Source organism: Novosphingobium sp. HR1a (genome assembly GCF_015594425.1).
GTDB lineage: Bacteria > Pseudomonadota > Alphaproteobacteria > Sphingomonadales > Sphingomonadaceae > Novosphingobium > Novosphingobium resinovorum_A.
In genome coordinates this window covers 22,749-38,851 of the sequence record NZ_JABXWS010000007.1, presented here as the reverse complement: position 1 = coordinate 38,851, position 16,103 = coordinate 22,749, and the positions used below count along the sequence as shown (strand labels likewise).

The window sequence follows — 16,103 nt, the reverse complement described above, 5'->3', positions numbered from 1 at the left end:
AGCGAGTGGTGGAGGGGGAGGAACCCCTCCGTCAGCCCTGCGGACTGCCACCTCCCCATCGCTGCGCGACAGGGAGGATAAAAGGCAGTCCCCCTGTCCAAACCCACCCTTTTGCGCTAACGGCGCGCGATGCAAACGACTGCGACTCCCCGGACCTACCGCGTCAAGAGCTTCGGCTGCCAGATGAACGTCTACGACGGCGACCGCATGGCCGAACTGCTCGCCGAACAGGGCATCACCGCCGCGCCGGAAGGCGAGGAGGCGGACCTGGTCGTGCTCAACACCTGCCACATCCGCGAGAAGGCGGCGGAGAAGGTCTATTCCGACATCGGCCGTCTCGTGAAGAACTGGGACCGCGACGACGGATCGGCACCCATGATCGCCGTCGCCGGCTGCGTCGCGCAGGCCGAGGGCGAGGAGATCATGGCCCGCGCGCCCGCGGTAACGATGGTCGTCGGCCCGCAGGCCTACCACCGCCTGCCCGAGATGGTCCGCGCCGCCAGCGCGGGCGAGCGCGTCACCGACACCGACATGCCCGCCGAGACCAAGTTCGACGCCCTGCCCCGCCGCAAGCGGTCCGGCCCCACGGCGTTCCTGACCGTGCAGGAAGGCTGCGACAAGTTCTGCACTTATTGCGTGGTGCCCTATACCCGCGGCGCCGAAGTCTCGCGCCCTTATGCCGCGCTGATCGACGAGGCGAAGCTGCTGGTCGAGGCCGGCGCGCGCGAGATCACGCTGCTCGGCCAGAACGTCAATGCCTGGACCGGCGAGAACGCCAAGGGGCAGACGGTCGGCCTCGACGGGCTGGCGCGCGAACTGGCGGCGATCCCGGAACTGGCGCGCATCCGCTACACCACCAGCCACCCAAACGACATGACGCAGGGCCTGATCGACGCCCACGGCGAGAACGCCAAGCTGATGCCGTTCCTCCACTTGCCGGTGCAGGCAGGGAACGACCGCGTGCTCAAGGCGATGAACCGCAGCCATACGGTCGAGAGCTACCTCAAGATTCTCGACCGGGTGCGCGCGGTGCGGCCGGACATCGCGCTGTCGGGCGACTTCATCGTCGGCTTCCCCGGCGAGACCGACGCCGAATTCGAGGATACGCTGAGGCTGGTCGACGAGGTCGGCTATGCGCAGTGCTTCAGCTTCAAGTATTCGCCCCGCCCCGGTACGCCTGCCGCGACGATGGGCGACCAAGTCTCCGCCGCCGTGATGGACGAGCGGCTGCAGCGCCTCCAGTCCGCGCTCAACCGCGACCAGCTGGCGTTCAACGCCGCAACGGTCGGCAGGACCTGCGACGTGCTGGTGGAGCGCAAGGGCAAGCATGCCGGACAGTGGCTCGGCAAGTCGCCGTGGCTGCAGTCGGTCCACTTCACCGGCGAGGCAGAGGTCGGCCAGATCGTGCGCGTCGAGGTCACCAGCGCCGGGCCGAACAGCCTCGGTGCGGTGCCGCTGACCGCAGAGGTGGCGTGAACGCTGTAAATTCGGGCCGGCAGCCACTCGTCCTCGTCCCCGGCCTGACTTGCGACGCGGAGGTCTTCCGCGCCCAGACTGCTGCGCTGGCGGACGTGGCGGACATGACCGTCGCCGATACGCTCAGCGACGGCTCGATCGCCGCCATGGCCGAGCGGCTGCTCGACGATGCGCCTGATACCTTCGCGCTCGCGGGGTTCTCGATGGGTGGCTACGTGGCGATGGAAGTGATCGCCCGCGCGCCGGAGCGGGTCACGCGGCTCGCCCTGCTCGACACCAGCGCCACGGCTGATGCGCCCGACTATGCCGCCGTCCGCCGCGCCGCCGTCAGGACCGCGCGGGAACGCGGCTTCGAAAAGGTGCTGCGCGGCAGTCTCGGGCTGCTGGTCCATCCGCAGGCGGACCCGGCGATCGGGGATGCGGTAGTTGCAATGGCCATGCGCGTCGGGATCGAGGCGTTCGAACGGCAGCAGGGCGCGATCATCGCCCGCGCCGATCCGCTGCCGGGCCTCGCCGCGATCGCGGTGCCGACGCTGGTGCTGGTCGGCGAGGACGACCGCACCACGCCGCCGCACTATTCGCGCACGATCGCGCAGACCGTGCCGGGTGCGACCTTGGTGACGATCCCCAAATGCGGCCACATGGCGCTGATGGAGCGGCCGGAAGCGGTGAACGCGGCGCTGCGTGAGTGGCTTTCGGCGTAGTCGAGCCTGTCCGCCAACGGCGAGTCAAGATCACACAGGTTCGTCATTGCGAGCGCAGCGAAACAATCCAGGGCAGCGCAAACCGCCTTGGATTGCTTCGCTGCGCTCGCAATGACGAAAGGCGGGCATCCACGAAAAAGCCCCGGAACTCGCGCTCCGGGGCTCTTCCTGCAAGGGGGCGTGCTTCTTACCAGAAGAAGCCGTTGTGCGCGGTGACCACGCGGCCGGTGCGGGTGTTGACCATGACCACGTCGTTGTTGTAGCGGACCCAGCGATGGCCGGCGCGCGGGGCGGGCAGGCGATAGCGGGCATAGTCACGCACCCAGTAGCGGTCACCGTAGTAGGCGGGCTGGAAGCGGTAGCCGACCGCCACCGGGCGATAGCGATAGCCGCGCGGGCCGACGTAGGCGGGGCGGCGGTAGTCGTTGCGATGCGACTGGCGATAGTCGCGCCAGTCCTCGCGCAGTTCCTGGCGAGAGTCGCGCACATCGCGGCGGGCATCGCGGACGTCGCGGCGGTCACCGTAGCGCTGGGCCTGGCGCAAGTCGCGCTCGTCGCGGCGAACCTCGCGGGCGCTGTCACGGACTTCGCGGGCGCTCTGTGCCGAGGCCATGGTCGGGACCGCGACGGTCGGCAGGGCTACACCGGCAGCCAGGGCAATCATGAAGAACTTGCGCACCTGTATTCTCCTTCTTCTCAAGAGCCGTATCCGGCCTTCTGATTGGAAACTGCCCGCGCGCTCCTGAACGATCCGGGAATGCGGCGTGCAGCGTGGGGACATAAGTGTCGCACCCTTGCGACAGTTGCATGCCGGAGCGCCGAAACGCGCAGTTATCCCCGACGAAACGCAGGAAATTTTGCAGAAACCTCCTTGCGGGGCGCGCCCTGTGGAGCCATCTTCACGGTAGAACGAGACATCAATCTCGGATGAAAGGAGCACATGGCCCGCAAAGCAGCCCGTGCCGTCGATCCGGCACAATTCCGCCCCGAAACCCACCGTCGGGCGCGTGTCGAAATAGATTTCGACGAACCTGTGTTGCTGGGAGCGCTGTTCGGGCAATTCGATTCAAATCTGGTGCAGGTGGAGAACCGCCTCGGCGTGTACATCTCCGCCCGGGGCAGCAAGATCCAGATCGAAGGGCCGGACGATGCCGTCGCCCGCGCGCGCGACACGCTCAAGGGCATGTATCACCGGCTGGAGATGGGGCAGGCGCTCGATTCCGGCGCCATCGAATCGCTGATCGCCATGAGCACCGAACCCACCCTCGAAGGCATCATCACTGGTGACGCAGGCGCGCCGCCGATCATGATCCGCACCCGCAAGAAGACGATCGTGCCGCGTTCGGCGACGCAGATCGACTACATGCGCCAGCTCGCCAAGTCGGACGTCATCTTCGCGCTCGGCCCGGCAGGCACCGGCAAGACGTACGTGGCGGTGGCGCAGGCGGTCAGCCAGCTGATGACCGGCTCGGTCCAGCGCCTGATCCTCTCGCGCCCGGCAGTCGAGGCGGGCGAAAAGCTGGGCTTCCTGCCCGGCGACATGAAGGACAAGGTCGATCCGTACCTGCGTCCGCTCTACGACGCGCTGTACGACTGCATGCCGCCCGAGCAGGTGGAACGCCGCCTCGCCAACGGCGAGATCGAGATCGCCCCGATCGCCTTCATGCGCGGCCGCACGCTGGCCGATGCCTTCGTCATCCTCGACGAAGCGCAAAACACCACGCGCGAGCAGATGAAGATGTTCCTCACCCGCTTCGGCCAGAACAGCCGCATGGTGGTGTGCGGAGACCCGCGCCAGGTCGACATCCCCGGCGGCGACCGCCATTCCGGACTCGCCGACGCGGTCGCCCGGCTGGAGGGCGTGGACGGCATCGCGGTGACCCGCTTCACGGCGGCGGACGTGGTGCGCCATCCGATCGTCGGCCGCATCGTCGAGGCTTACGAAGGGCCGGACGCTTAACCTCTCCTCGTCATTGCGAGCGAAGCGAAGCAACCCAGGGCAGCACTACGCCGCCCTGGGTTGCTTCGCTTCGCTCGCAATGACGAACGAATTATTCGGAGGCAGGCTCCATCTTCTTCGCCTCGCCCTCGTCCAGCTCCTTGCGCGAAATGCCGAGCAACCCGGCCAGCTTGTCCTTCTCGGCGCTTTTGAGGTCCGCGTACTTGCGCGGGGCGGGCAGATCGGCGGTTGACGTTTTCACCTTGTCGATGATCGCCGGCATTTCCTTCATCAGCCGGGGCATCAGCGCCTGCATCCTGTTCATGACCTCAGGCGACATCATGATGATGTAGGAATCCGCCGCGTAGGCCTTGCCCGTCGGCGTGGCGAAGAAGGCGTTCATCTCCTGCAGCTGCTTCGCGTCGAACCGTCCGGCGTAGGCGCTCGCCAGACCGTCGCGGATGTCGGGCTCGAACTGGGTCATCAGGCCCATCATGTCGGTCATCATCGTACGGGTGGTGGCCGACATGCGCTGCTTGAAGGCCGGGTCGTAGATCTCCATGATCTGCGCCATGGTGCCGCTGCCCAGCTTCTCGGTATCGACGCCGCTGATCCCGGCAAGGTCCTTGAGCGGCATCTGCATCATGGAATCCATGATGGAATCCATCATCTTGTCCATCGTGCCGTTCATGATCCGGCCATAAGTCCCGAGTGGGAACACGTAGTCGACCGTCTGCTTCGCAGCGGCAAGACGCGCCGGGTCGGTGGCAGCTACGGGCTCGGCCGCAAGAGCAGGCGAAGCGGACGCCAGCAGGGCGGTGCAAGCGGTAAGGACGAAACGCATCTGAGATACTCCCACAAGGCCCGCTCGAACGGGACGCCGCAGGGCATATCCCGTTCGCCACTATGGGAAAAATGAAAATGATGGTTGGTCGCAGATGCCAGATCGTGCGCCCCGCCGCGCGGGCTTCGACAAGCTCAGCCTAAGCGGGACCGGGAGGTTTGCACCAACTCCGCTCGCCCTGAGCTTGTCGAAGGGCCTCGGATCAGCTCCGCGACGACCCGAAAGGTCAAAGCCCCGCTTGCAGCAGCCACTCGTGGAAGATGCGCACCGGCCGCGCTTCCAGCGACTTGGGGCGACACACGAACCAGTAGCGGTACGGGCTCTCCACCTCAATGTCGTAGACCCGCGCGAGGCGGGTATCGTGCGAGCGGCGGAAGTGGTCGTCGTGCATGATCGCGATGCCCAGACCCTGCGCCGCCGCCTCCAGCACCAGCTGGCCGGAATCGAAGCGGTCGACCGAGGCCGGGTCGAGATCGGGCAGGTCGATCGCGCGCTTCCACGCATCGAGGCTGTCGGGCAGGTCCTGATGGATCAGGAAAGTCTGGCGCGACAGCTTCGCCTCGTCCGGCACCGGGCCCAGTTCCTCGGCCAGCGCCTGCGAGGTGATCGCGTAGACCTTGTTGTGATCGAGCTGCACCCGGTAATATTGCGGGTCCGGCTCCTTCGCGAGGATGATCGCGGCGTCCAGCGTATCGCCGACGCGGTCTTCCAGATGCGCGCCGGTATCGATGTCGATGTGCAGGCGCGGATGCAGCTTACGCAGTTCGGGCAGGCGCGGGAACAGGCGCTGGCCGCCGAACAGCGAAGGCACGCCCAGATGCAGGCGCAGCACCTGGCCGCGATCGATCTGCGCCTCCACCGCCTCGGCCAGTTCTTCCAGCTTGGGCGCGATGGCGGTGTAGAACGCCTGCCCCTCGTCGGTCAGCTTCATCGCCTGGTGCTGGCGGGTGAACAGGCGCTTGCCGGTGAAGTCCTCCAGCGCGGCGACGCGGCGCGACAGGGCCGAAGGGCTGAGCGCCAGCTCGTTGGCCGCCGCCTTGGCGGAACCGAGACGCACCACGCGCACGAAAGCTTCGAGCGCACGCAGGGGAGGTAGACGACGTACTGGCACTATTGCGGTCTTTTCACTCGGTTATGGCCGCCGCCGGAGGGTCCGGCGACAGCGGTTATTCGGCCTCGCTCTCCAACTCTTCCACGGGCGGATGCAGGCGCAGGCGCGTCACGCGCCGCTCGTCGCCATCCGTCACCTCGATCTTCCAGCCGCTTTCATGGTCCAGGACCGCGCCCACTTCGGGCACTTGTCCGGCCAGCACGAAAGCCAGGCCGCCGAGAGTATCAACCGCTTCCTCGACTTCGGCCAGCCGCGGGTCGATCCGCTCAGCCACATCGTCCAGTTCGGCTCGGGCGTCCGCGTCCCACATACCTGCGTCGATTGCAACCAGCAATTCCTCGGGCGCATCATCGTGCTCGTCCTCGATCGAGCCGACGATCTCCTCGACGAGGTCCTCGATGGTGATGATGCCGTCGGTGCCGGTGTACTCGTCGATCACGACCGCAAGGTGGATGCGCTGGGCGCGCATGTCGGCCAGCACATCCAGCGCGCCGCGCGATTGCGGCACGTAAAGCGGCTGGCGCATCAGCGTCGTCCAGTCCTCGGGCGGGGGCGCGCTGCGGGCCAGCAGCGGGAACACGTCCTTGATGTGGATCATGCCCTTGATGGCGTCGAGCGTCTCTCCGTAGACCGGCATGCGGCTGTGGCCGTGCTCGGCGAAGGCTTCCACCACTTCGGCCCAGCTGGCCGAGGAGGGGATCGCCACGATCTCGCTGCGCGGGATGGCGACGTCGTCGGCGTCGTGCTCGCTGAAATGCAGGAGGTTGCGCAGCATCTGCCGCTCGATCGGCGAGAGATCGCCGGTCAGCGCGCCGCTGGCCTCACCTTCGTGCTCGTTGATGACTTCCTCAAGCTGGGCGCGCAGGGACTGGTCGCCCTCTGCGTGGAAAAGCCGCTTGAATGCACGCCAAAGCGTGTTGGTACTGTCCCCTTCTCCGAAACCGGAGTCGGCGTGGCGGCCATTGTCGGCCATCGTACGGTTAAATCCCTGTTGCTGCAGTGCGGTCCCCATATGGGTCGGGAATGCCTAAAACTGCAAGTGCCTTTGTTTCGAGCGCCTCCATCGCCTCGGCATCCTCGTCAGACGTCTCGTGATCGTGGCCCGCCAGATGGAGCAGGCCATGGATGATGAGATGCGTGGCGTGGTGTTCGACCGGAATACCCTTTTCCGCCGCTTCTCGCGTGCAGGTCTCGCACGCCAGCGCGAGGTCGCCGAGCATTTCGGGCGGCCCGTCCTCGTCCAGATCGAGCAGGGCCTCGCGCTCCAGCATGGGGAACGAGAGCACGTTGGTCGGCTTGTCCTTGGCCCGCCATTCGCGGTTGAGGACGTGGACTTCGGCGTCGCTGGTGAACAGCAGGCTGGTGGTGAGGCGCTCGTTGTCGAGTTCGGGCGCGAGGGTGGCGAGGGCTTCCAGCGCCGCCTGCGCGAGATCGGCCCAGTCGGTCGCGGCGTCCCAGGGTTCTTCGATGTCGATTTCGAGGTCCATGAAACGCGCCTTATCGCGCGGTGTGGCCGGGGTCGAGTGGTTCCGCCCTCGCCCCCAACCTCGTCATTGCGAGCGCAGCGAAGCAATCCAGGGCAGTGCCACACCGTCCTGGATTGCTTCGCTGCGCTCGCAATGACGGGGCAAGCATCCGGCAAGGCCCCGTGGGAGAGAGGAAACGATCGCCGAAACCTCGCCGGACGCCCCTTCATACTTCCCCCCGGACAAACCGCCCATTGTGCCAAGGACCCGCTTGCCATACCGGGCGAGGCATGAGCCGGCTCGATTCACACCTCGAGGCAGCGCTGGAGCGCGTGACCCGCGCCGGACAGCGCCGGACCTTGCGCGCCACGACCCTGCTGCCCGGCGGCCGGATCGAGCGCGCCGGGCGCACGATGCTCGACTTTTCCAGCAACGATTACCTCGGCCTCGCGCGCCATCCGCTGCTGGTGGAGCGCTCGGCCGAGTGGGCCGCGCGGGACGGTTCTGGCTCCGGGTCCTCACGGCTGGTGACGGGGACGAGCGCGGCACACCTTGCCCTCGAAGCCCGCATCGCGGAATTCAAGCACTGCGAGGCGGCGCTGATCTTCGCCAGTGGCTGGCAGGCCAACGCGGCGGTGATCCCGGCGCTGCTCGCGGCCATCCCGGGCGTGGCCATATTCACCGACCGCCTGATCCATGCCTCGATGCACGCGGGAATCGCGATGGCGGGCGTGCGCCAGCACCGCTTCCGCCACAACGACCTGGGCCACCTCGAAACCCTGCTGGCGGAAAAGGGGGCCGATGCCCCCGCCCGCCTGATCCTGACCGAGAGCGTGTTCTCGATGGACGGCGACCGCGCCGACATGGTGCGCCTCGCCAATATCGCCGAGCGCCACGACGCCGCGCTGTTCGTCGACGAGGCCCATGCCACCGGCGTCCTCGGCCCCGAGGGACGCGGGCTTTCGGCGCTGGTGCCGGGCAAGGTGGACCTTGTGATGGGCACCTTCAGCAAGGCGCTGGGCGGCTTCGGCGCCTACGTGGCCGGATCGCAGGTGCTGATCGACTACCTGACCAACGCCGCGAGCGGCTTCATCTTCACCACCGCCCCGCCGCCCGCCGTGCTGGGCGCGGTGGACGCCGCGCTGGACCTGCTGCCGGGCATGGATGCCGAGCGCGTGCACCTCGCCGCACTGGGCGACCGGCTGCGCGCAGGGCTGGCCCGCCTCGGCCTCGATCACGGCGCGTCCTCGACCCAGATCGTGCCCGCCGTGATCGGGCCGGAGGACGAGGCGATGGCGCTCTCCGCAAGGCTGGAGGCGGCAGGCTTCCTCGCCTCCGCGATCCGCCCGCCGACGGTGCCGGCCGGCACCAGCCGCCTGCGCCTCGCCCTGCGCGCCGGGCATTCGGAGGCCGACATCGACACCCTGCTCGCCGCGATCGAGACAATCGCCGGAGAGCGGGGGTGAAGCTGCTGTTCGCCCACGGCTGGGGCTTCGACCACCGCTTCTGGGAACCGCTCGCCGCGCTGCTGCCCGAGTGGGCGCACGTCAGCTACGACCGCGGCTACTTTGGTGCGTCGCATGAGCCTGCCGTCGAAGGCCCCTGCCTCGCAGTCACCCATTCCTTCGGCACCATGCGCATCCTTGCCGCCCCGCCGCCGGGGCTCACCGGCATCGTCGCGATCAACGGGTTCGAGCGCTTCAGCGCCCTGCCCGGCCGCCCCGGTGTCCCGGTCCGCGTGCTCGACCGCATGCTGCGCCGCTTCGAGACCGACCCGCGCGGCGTGCTCGCCGAGTTCCGCAAGACCTGCGGCTCCACCGAGGCCTTCGGAGAAATCGACCCCGCAGCGCTCGCCGCCGACCTCCTGCGCCTGCGCGACGCCGCCCCGTCGCTGCCGGACGTGCCGATACTGGCGATCCATGGCGGCGCCGACCCGCTGCTCCCGCCCGAGATGCGCGCCGCCACGTTCACCGGGGCGCAGGTCCGCCGCATCGACCACGAAGCGGGCGGCCATCTCCTCCCGCTGCAAGCTCCGCAGCTTTGCGCCGCCGCCATTCGCGGGATGCTCGCATGAGCCGCCGCGAGCGCATCCGCAGCGCCTTCGCCGCCGCACCCGACTACGACGGCCATGCCCGCATCCAGCGCGAGGTCGCCACGACCCTCGCCGCGCGCATCGCCGCGCTGGACCTTCCGCCCGCCCCGCGCGTGCTGGAGATCGGCTGCGGCACCGGCTTCCTGACCTCCGCCCTGATGGCGCAGCGCATCGGCGGCGACTGGCTGGTCACCGACATCGCGCCCGAAATGGTGGAGCGTTGCCGCGCCGCGCTTCCCGCCTCCGACGACCGGCGCACCCTGCATTTCGCCACCCTCGACGGGGAGCATGGCACCCCCGAGGACGCGCCTTTCGACCTCATCTGCTCAAGCCTTGCGGTGCAGTGGTTCGACGATACGCCCTCCGCCCTCGCCCGCCTGTCGCAGTGGCTGGCGCCCGGCGGGCACCTCGTCGTCACCACGCTGGGACCGCGCAGTTTCCACGAATGGCGCGCCGCGCACGAGGCCGAGGGGATCGCCCCCGGCACCCCCGCCTACCCCCCGGTGGAGGCTTTCGCGACGCTCTCCCCCGAGACGCTGCTGGTCGAGGACGTGACCGAAACCCACCCCGATCCGCGCGCCTTCGTACGTGCGGTCAAGGCCATCGGCGCGGGCACTTCCGCGCCTTCGCACCGGCCTCTCAACCCGGCGCAGCTGCGCGCGGTGATGGCGCGGTTCGCCCAAAGCGGATGCAACGTCACTTACGAGGTGGTGACCTGCCACTTGCGCCGCCCCCCGACATTTCCTTACGTGAGCCCCCAATGACCCGACGCACCCTGATCGTCACCGGCACCGATACCGGCATCGGCAAGACCGTCTTGGCCGCCGCGCTGGCGGGGGCGCTGGGCGCGCATTACTGGAAGCCGGTGCAGGCCGGAATCGAGGAGGAAGGCCCCGACGCCCAGCGCGTCGGCTTCCTCGGCGGACTGCCCGAAGGCAAGGTGCTGGCCGAGGCCTATAGCCTGACCACGCCCTGCTCCCCCCACTCGCCGCCGAGATCGACGGCGTGACCATCGACACCGCCCGCCTCGCCCTGCCGGACATCGATGGCCCGCTGGTGGTCGAGGGCGCAGGCGGCGCTCTGGTGCCGATCTCGCGCACGGAAACCTACGCCGACCAGTTCGCCCGCTGGGGCGCGCCTGTGGTGCTGGTGGCGCGCACGATGCTCGGCACGATCAACCACTCGCTGCTCTCGATCGAGGCCCTGCGCGCGCGCGGTGTGGACGTGCTCGGCGTGGCCTTCGTCGGCGATCCGGTGGAGGACAGCGAGGCCACCATCTGCGCGATGGGCAACGTCAAGCGCCTCGGCCGCCTGCCCCGCCTCGATCCGCTGACTCCCGAGACGCTGGCCGCCGCCTTTGCCGCAAACTTCCGCCTGGAGGACTTCGCGTGACCCTGCCCCCGGCCGCTTCCCCCGTCTGGCACCCCTTCACCCAGCATGGCCTCGGCGAGCCGATCCCGCTCGTCACCCATGCCGAAGGCGCGCTGCTGCACACGGCGGACGGGCGCACGGTGATCGACGCGATCTCGTCCTGGTGGGTGACCACCCACGGCCACTGCCACCCGCGCATCATGGCCGCCGTGGCCGAGCAGGCCCAGAAGCTCGACCAGCTGATCTTCGCGGGCTGGACGCACGAACCCGCCGAGCAGGTCGCCGCCGGGCTGACCGCGATCATGCCGAGCGAACTGACGCGGGTATTCTTCTCCGACAGCGGCTCCACCAGCGTCGAGGTCGCGCTCAAGATGGCGCTCGGGTACTGGCATGCGCAGGGTGAAGCGCGCCACCGCATCGTGGTGATGGAGCATTCCTACCACGGCGACACCATCGGCGCGATGTCGGTGGGCGCGCGCGGGGTGTTCAACCAGCCTTACGCGCCGCTGCTGTTCGACGTCGGCCGCATTCCCTATCCTGCCGCCGGGGCCGAGCAGGACACGCTCGACGCGCTAGAAGCCCTGTGCCGCGAGGGCGACATAGCCGCGCTGATCCTGGAACCACTGATCCTCGGCTCGGGCGGCATGCTGGTCTACGGCCCGGAAACGCTGCGGGCGATGCGCGAAATCTGCACCCGCTACGGCGTCCTGTTCATCGCCGACGAGGTCATGACCGCATGGGGCCGTACCGGCACCCTGCTGGCCTGCGAACAGGCCGACGTGGTCCCCGACATCCTGTGCTTGTCCAAGGGACTGACCGGCGGCTCGCTGCCGCTGGCGGTAACCATGGCGACCGAGGAAATCTTCGCCGCGCACTGGTCCACTGACCGCGCGAAGATGTTCTTCCATTCCTCCAGCTACACCGCCAACCCGCTGGCCTGCGCCGCCGCCGCCGCCAACCTCGCCATCTGGGCCGAGGAGCCGGTGCGCGAATGCATCGACGACCTCGCCCGCCGTCAGGCCGCATGGCTGGAGAAGCTGGGCCGGTTCTGCCACTTCGACAACCCGCGCACGCTCGGCACGATCGCCGCGCTGGACATGCGCACGATGGGCACCGGCGGCTACATGGACAGCCTCGCGCCCGAACTCATGGCCTTCTTCCGCAGCCGCGACGTGCTGCTGCGCCCGCTGGGCAACACCGTCTACGTGATGCCGCCCTACTGCATCACCGACGACCAGCTCGACGACGTGTGGAACGCCATCGGCGAGGCCGTCGTCTCGTTCTGACGGCCGATCCGGGCATCTGCCGGGCAGGCATTTCCCGGAGCGATATTCCATGGCACGGTCATGGATCGAGCCTCTGATCGTCATGCCCGCGATGGCATGGATCGATCTCCTGACGGCGTACGGTCGCGCGCAGTTGAGTTTCTGCCTTCGCGGGAATGACGATCAAACACGCCACACGTCCCCGGAATTACGAATTTGTCGCGCTGCCGCATTGCCGCATTTGCGACCAAATGAAATTGCCGCGCAATATTGCTATTGCGAATGATACTCATTCCCGTTAGCGGCGCCTGCAAACGAGTGCGTGAAATCCGCAAGCAGGGGGATTACCAAATGAAGTTCAAGTTCGCTCTCATGTTGGGGTGTGCAGGCGTCCTGGTCGCCGCTCCCGCCGTGGCCCAGACCGCAGGTGAGGAAACCGATGGCGACCAGATCGTCGTCACCGGCAAGTACACGATCCAGAACAAGATCGACACCGCCACCGGCCTCGGCCTGTCGGTTCAGGAAACGCCGCAGTCGGTCTCGATCGTGACCGCGCAGCGCATCCTCGATCAGAACCTGATCAGCGTTAAGGACGTGATCGTGAACGGCGTGGGCGTCGCCGTCAGCGAAGTCGACGACGTGCGCAACTCGTTCTTCGCGCGTGGCTTCGAGATCCGCAACACCCAGGTCGATGGCGTCCCTGCCGCATGGACCCTCGCCGGCGGCAACGGCGAGACGAGCATCGACGTCTCGATCTACGAGCGCGTCGAGATCGTGCGCGGCGCCACCGGCCTGCTCTCCGGCGCGGGCGACCCGTCGGCATCGGTCAACCTCGTGCGCAAGCATGCCGACGCCACCGAACTGACCGGCTATGCCAACGCCAGCATCGGCAGCTGGAACACCTGGCGCCTTTCCGCCGACGTGGGCGGCGCGCTGACCTCGGACGGCCGCGTGCGTGCCCGCGTCGTCGGCCGCTACGAGGAAGGCGAGTATTTCATGGATATCCAGGACCGCAAGAAGTGGGTCCTGTACGGCGTGGTCGAGGCCGACCTCACCGACTCCACGCTGGTCCGCGCGGGCATCAGCCACCAGGACACCAAGCCCAAGGGCGCCAGCTGGGGCTCGCTGCCCACGTTCTACACGGACGGAACCACCACCGACCTGCCGCGCTCGCAGACCACGGCGGCGAACTGGACCTACTGGAACAGCACCAACCAGAACATCTACGCCACCGTGCGCCAGGGCTTCGGTGACAACTGGAACCTGACGGTCAACTACAACCGCCTGAAGAACACCGGCGATACCCAGCTGCTCTACATGTACGGCGGCGTCGACAAGGCAACCGGCACGATCGAGTCGAGCAACCCGTACAAGTCCAAGGGTCTCAGCGTCCAGAACAGCTTCGACGCGCAGTTGAAGGGTGAATTCAACCTGTTCGGCCGCGACCACGAGATCGTCCTCGGCGCGCTGCACAGCGTCCTGAAGCGCCACACCGACAACTATGTCGCGCCTTACACGGAGAACAATCCGGCCTGGGGCACCGGGCTGAATTCGTGGGCCACCAACACGCCGCTCATCGGCCAGAAGGGCCTGCCCTTCCCCGAGCCCGTCTGGGGCACCACCGCCGTGCGCAACGAACAGGAGCGCATCGAGCAGACCGGCTACTACGGCGCACTGCGCATGAACATCGCCGATCCGCTCAAGGTGATCGTCGGCGGCCGTATCTCCAGCTGGAGCCAGAAGGGCTTCGCCTGGAGCGGCACCAGCGACTACGGCGATGACAACGTGTTCATCCCCTACGTCGGCGCGCTCTTCGACGTGGCGTCGAACCACCGCATCTACGCCAGCTACACCAAGATCTTCCAGCCGCAGAACTTGCGCGATCGCGACCTGAACCTGCTCGACCCGCTCAACGGCAATGCCTACGAGATCGGCCTGAAGAGCAACTTCTTCGGCAACGCGCTGCAGACCTCGATCGCGCTGTTCCGCATCGAGCAGGACAACGTGGGCATCACCGACGGCGCGCCGATTCCGGTCGAAGGCAGCACCCCGATCCAGCCGTACCGCGCCGCGCAGGGGGTCACCAGCAAGGGCTTCGAGATCGAGGCCACCGGCGAGCCGATGCCGGGCTGGAACCTCAACGCAAGCTACAGCCAGTTCAAGGCCGAGGATGCGAACGGCGTGATCGCCAACTCCGACCAGCCGCGCAAGCTGTTGAAGATCTTCACCACCTATGATCTTTCCGGCCTGCTGGACGGCCTGACCGTGGGCGGCGGCGTGAACTACCGCTCCAAGGCCTACACCGACGGGCTCAACCCCTACACCGGCGCGGCCTTCCGCTTCCAGCAGGGCGGGTACACGCTGGTCAGCCTGATGACGCGCTACAACGTCAGCGAGGCACTGCAGATCCAGGGCAACCTGGAGAACCTGTTCGACAAGAAGTATTATAGCCAGATCGGTTCGTTCAGCCAGTACCGCTACGGCGCGCCGCGCAACTTCACGATCAGCGCGAACTACAAGTTCTGATCGGGGCCTATTTCTGATCGGGAGCAGGCGCCCACCCCGCTGCGATTAGGCAGCAAGCTGCCAAGTCTCGCGGCCCTCCCGCAAGCGGGAGGGCTATGCTTCTCCCCTCCCGCTTGCGGGAGGGGAGGGACGGAGGTGCGCCTTCCCCACTACAACTCCATTACGCTGGGCTTGCTCGACCGTTCGATCATGCCCGTCGCGCGCTTACCATCCCACGTATAAACCGCGTGCGCCTGCTGGACGATCGGCCAGTCTTTGGGCCAGTCCGGCGGCAGCACATGCCCGCCGCGAGAGCGGGTATTGGCGAAAGTCCGCCCCGCAATCTTCACCCGGCGCCCGTCCACCGTCTCCAGCACGCAGGACACGTCCTCGCCGCCGGTCACCAGCCGCCGCAGCCAGGGGATCACCACCGGCCGCGCGCCGGTGCGCACCCCGTCCTCGATGATCCAGCCTTCCGAGTAGCTCGGCGGCTCACCCTCGCGCACAGGGTAGGAATTGAACCCGAACGCGCGGCCGTCCGGGAACACGGCGGACTGCCAGCAATGCCCCCAGAATCCCGCGAAGGCGCGGAAACCCGTTCGGCGGATGCGCAGGCCATTGCCGCGAAACGCGCGCTCCTCGCCATCAATGACGAGGGTGCCGCTGCAGCGGAACAGCTGCTCGTAGCGCGGGCTCATGTAGTCGCCCTGCTTGCCGCCGAGCGCCTCGGCTGCTTCGGGCAGGATCGTGCCCGGCTCCCAAGGGATCGCGGCCATCTCCATGTCGACGGTGAAGGCGACCTTGCTCCACGCGGTTTCGGCGAAATCGGGGTTGTCGAGGATTTCCTGCGCGCTGGTCCGCGCCACCGGCCCATCGAAGGCAGCCGTCCAGCGGCGAAACGGCTCCGCGCATTCGAAGCGTACCGGGCCAGTCCCGCGCACCGAGGGCCTGCCTTGAGCGTCGTAGGGGGAATGCGGCTCGCCCGCGCCGCGCCGCGACCACAGGCGCCCGTCGGCGAAGGCGATGTCGAGCCACAGTTCGTGCCGGTCCCACTGCGCGCCGACCGCCTCGACGCCCACGCGCATGGCGAAGAGGCCGTTCTCTTCTTCGATCCACACGTTGACCGCATCGCGGATGCCGTCGTCGGGCTTTTCGGCCACGACGAATTCGCGCTCGACCGGGATACCGCCCGACAGGTCAGCCACCATCACTCTCCCTCCTCGTTTCGAGGGAGACTGTCACGCCATACGCGCCGGGTCATCCACGAGGCCCGCGCCGGGGCGATACCTCGTCATCCCGGACTTGATCCGGGACCGCTGGCAAATCTTGA

At 67.6% G+C, this 16,103-nt stretch carries 14 protein-coding genes and 1 pseudogene; 9 read left to right on the top strand and 6 right to left on the bottom strand.

The annotated features are described in order from the left end of the window. The first annotated feature begins 129 nt into the window (after positions 1 to 129). Both miaB and HWN72_RS01885 read left to right on the top strand, forming a co-directional pair. On the top strand, positions 130 to 1,476 hold the full coding sequence (gene miaB, locus HWN72_RS01890) for a tRNA (N6-isopentenyl adenosine(37)-C2)-methylthiotransferase MiaB (RefSeq protein ID WP_211149653.1): 1,347 nt from the start codon (positions 130 to 132) through the stop codon (positions 1,474 to 1,476). Further along, positions 1,473 to 2,180 carry an alpha/beta fold hydrolase gene (locus HWN72_RS01885; RefSeq protein WP_211149652.1) on the top strand — a complete coding sequence of 236 codons (708 nt, stop codon included), beginning with the start codon at positions 1,473 to 1,475 and terminating at the stop codon, positions 2,178 to 2,180. The genes miaB and HWN72_RS01885 overlap by 4 nt, the downstream gene beginning before the upstream one ends. A gap of 187 nt (positions 2,181 to 2,367) precedes the next feature. Here the strand turns inward: HWN72_RS01885 and HWN72_RS01880 are convergent, their stop codons facing one another. Continuing rightward, complete coding sequence (locus HWN72_RS01880; protein WP_375154509.1) at positions 2,368 to 2,859, bottom strand: RcnB family protein; 492 nt, start codon at positions 2,857 to 2,859, stop codon at positions 2,368 to 2,370. Positions 2,860 to 3,120: 261 nt separating this feature from the next. Here HWN72_RS01880 and HWN72_RS01875 point away from each other — a divergent pair, with 261 nt between their 5' ends. Continuing rightward, entirely contained in the window at positions 3,121 to 4,140 is a 1,020-nt protein-coding gene (locus HWN72_RS01875; RefSeq protein ID WP_036525997.1) for a PhoH family protein, read from the top strand. A gap of 91 nt (positions 4,141 to 4,231) precedes the next feature. Here HWN72_RS01875 and HWN72_RS01870 read toward each other — a convergent pair whose 3' ends face one another. The 4 genes from HWN72_RS01870 to ybeY form a co-directional block, all read right to left on the bottom strand. Next, entirely contained in the window at positions 4,232 to 4,963 is a 732-nt protein-coding gene (locus HWN72_RS01870) for a DUF2059 domain-containing protein (RefSeq protein ID WP_211149651.1), read from the bottom strand. A gap of 226 nt (positions 4,964 to 5,189) precedes the next feature. Beyond that, the gene (locus HWN72_RS01865; protein WP_172705104.1) at positions 5,190 to 6,074 is read right to left on the bottom strand and encodes a LysR substrate-binding domain-containing protein; all 885 of its coding nucleotides are present in this window, start codon (positions 6,072 to 6,074) and stop codon (positions 5,190 to 5,192) included. Between the two features lie 55 nt (positions 6,075 to 6,129). Beyond that, a complete protein-coding gene (locus tag HWN72_RS01860) occupies positions 6,130 to 7,047 on the bottom strand; it encodes a hemolysin family protein (RefSeq protein ID WP_211149650.1) in 918 nt (305 codons plus the stop codon). A gap of 7 nt (positions 7,048 to 7,054) precedes the next feature. After that, positions 7,055 to 7,561 carry an rRNA maturation RNase YbeY gene (gene ybeY, locus HWN72_RS01855; protein WP_211149649.1) on the bottom strand — a complete coding sequence of 169 codons (507 nt, stop codon included), beginning with the start codon at positions 7,559 to 7,561 and terminating at the stop codon, positions 7,055 to 7,057. Between the two features lie 269 nt (positions 7,562 to 7,830). Between ybeY and HWN72_RS01850 the strand changes: the two genes are divergently transcribed. From HWN72_RS01850 to HWN72_RS01825, 6 genes and pseudogenes are all read left to right on the top strand, one after another. After that, positions 7,831 to 9,006 (top strand): 8-amino-7-oxononanoate synthase, encoded by a 1,176-nt coding sequence (locus HWN72_RS01850; RefSeq protein WP_211149648.1) that lies wholly within the window; start codon positions 7,831 to 7,833, stop codon positions 9,004 to 9,006. Next, complete coding sequence (locus HWN72_RS01845; RefSeq protein WP_211149647.1) at positions 9,003 to 9,614, top strand: alpha/beta fold hydrolase; 612 nt, start codon at positions 9,003 to 9,005, stop codon at positions 9,612 to 9,614. The genes HWN72_RS01850 and HWN72_RS01845 overlap by 4 nt, the downstream gene beginning before the upstream one ends. After that, entirely contained in the window at positions 9,611 to 10,396 is a 786-nt protein-coding gene (locus HWN72_RS01840) for a methyltransferase domain-containing protein (RefSeq protein WP_211149646.1), read from the top strand. The genes HWN72_RS01845 and HWN72_RS01840 overlap by 4 nt, the downstream gene beginning before the upstream one ends. Continuing rightward, positions 10,393 to 11,024, top strand: a pseudogene (bioD, locus tag HWN72_RS01835) (dethiobiotin synthase). Before HWN72_RS01840 ends, bioD begins: the two are co-directional and overlap by 4 nt. Continuing rightward, positions 11,021 to 12,289 carry an adenosylmethionine--8-amino-7-oxononanoate transaminase gene (locus HWN72_RS01830; RefSeq protein WP_211149645.1) on the top strand — a complete coding sequence of 423 codons (1,269 nt, stop codon included), beginning with the start codon at positions 11,021 to 11,023 and terminating at the stop codon, positions 12,287 to 12,289. The pseudogene bioD and the gene HWN72_RS01830 overlap by 4 nt, the downstream one beginning before the upstream one ends. Positions 12,290 to 12,619: 330 nt before the next feature. Then, the gene (locus tag HWN72_RS01825; protein ID WP_211149644.1) at positions 12,620 to 14,794 is read left to right on the top strand and encodes a TonB-dependent siderophore receptor; all 2,175 of its coding nucleotides are present in this window, start codon (positions 12,620 to 12,622) and stop codon (positions 14,792 to 14,794) included. A gap of 149 nt (positions 14,795 to 14,943) precedes the next feature. Here HWN72_RS01825 and HWN72_RS01820 read toward each other — a convergent pair whose 3' ends face one another. Then, positions 14,944 to 15,981: a hypothetical protein gene (locus tag HWN72_RS01820; RefSeq protein WP_069708949.1), complete on the bottom strand. Its 1,038-nt coding sequence runs from the start codon at positions 15,979 to 15,981 to the stop codon at positions 14,944 to 14,946. Positions 15,982 to 16,103: the final 122 nt, after the last annotated feature.